The organism is Sinomonas humi, from assembly GCF_000802235.1.
In the GTDB taxonomy this organism is placed as follows: Bacteria; Actinomycetota; Actinomycetes; order Actinomycetales; family Micrococcaceae; genus Sinomonas; species Sinomonas humi.
This window is the reverse complement of the sequence record NZ_JTDL01000055.1, coordinates 1-1,111: the sequence shown is the minus strand read 5'-3', so window position 1 is coordinate 1,111 and position 1,111 is coordinate 1. Positions and strand designations below refer to the sequence as shown.

Here is a 1,111-nt window from a genome sequence, read left to right as displayed (position 1 = left end):
CGTCAGAGGCCGGTTCTCTGGACAAGCAAGCTCCCGGCCAGTCCTCATGCGGAAGCCGAGCCCGGCCTGAAATCAGGGCCGGAATCAGCCCCAGATCCGCACAACTCCGGGCACCAGGGGCCGTCCCGCGTCAGTGCTGGGCGAGGAGCCCGTGTGATTCATCAGATGAGATACGCAGAGTACTACTTGACGTAACGACGCTTATCGGCGTTCTGGGACCTGTGATTTAGGGTGTGATTCTGTCATTGATCCTGCCTGTTTTCTATGGAAGCATGGAGGGCATGGCGACGGTTGCAGGAGCCCGTGGCGGGCTGAAGGCGCACCAGGACTCCATCAGGCTTTCCGAGGCCGAGCTGGTCCGGGACCTGAGGGACATCCTCGGTGCGAAGCTGGTGGCCTACATCGGATCGGTGAAGGAGACCCGCGCGGTGCGCCAGTGGGCCGACGGCGAGCGGAAGCCCTCGGCCGAGGTGATGACCCGCCTGCGGCACGCCTACCATGTGGCGGCCCTGCTTGCCGAGCGCGACTCCAGGGCGGTGGTCCAGGCCTGGTTCCAGGGTATGAACCCCCAGCTGGACGACGTCCCGCCGGCACGGCTGCTGCGCGAGGGCCAGCTCGACGACGCCGCGCAGGCCGTCCTCGCAGCAGCCCGCGCGTTCACAGCCTCGGGCTAACAGGTGTACCCCGAGACCACCGTCTAGTGTCTCGGGAACGGTCCGGGCCTCTGGCCACCCGTGCAGAGATGTCCTGCCCGGATCAGGCCTTCCTGGGTAAGAACCGGCCTCGGCGATCGCTGCGCCAAGGCCGCGAACGATCTCGCAGAGCGAGCTGATGAGGTCCGTGAAGTCGTCCGGAGTGAACGCCTTGTTGTCCTGAAGCCAATGGTCTGTGCGCTGCTTGGCGCGCAGCGGCTTCCAGCCCGACCACTCATCGAGACCGGCTTTCGACCAGACCCTATGCACAATGGCGTTTCTTGCGGCAAGTGCCGCCTCGAGCATCGCCTGAGTCTTGATCCGGAACCTGTCCTCCATTGCGCTCCCGTCGTACGCGGCGAGGACGGCCCGGCAGTCTTTGCTGTTCGCCGTGGCGTCTCGTCCGGAAATCTTCTCGA

General features: G+C 65.2%; 1 protein-coding gene. It reads left to right on the top strand.

Annotated features, from left to right (window positions below; all coding sequences use genetic code 11):
* Positions 1 to 281 precede the first annotated feature (281 nt).
* Positions 282 to 674, top strand: a complete 393-nt coding sequence (locus LK10_RS04265; protein WP_043120432.1) for a hypothetical protein — start codon at positions 282 to 284, stop codon at positions 672 to 674.
* Positions 675 to 1,111 lie beyond the last annotated feature (437 nt).

Coding starts and splice junctions, on each gene's coding strand:
- LK10_RS04265 (WP_043120432.1), top strand. CDS start 282: ATGGCGACGGTTGCAGGAGCCCGTGGCGGGCTGAAGGCGCACCAGGAC.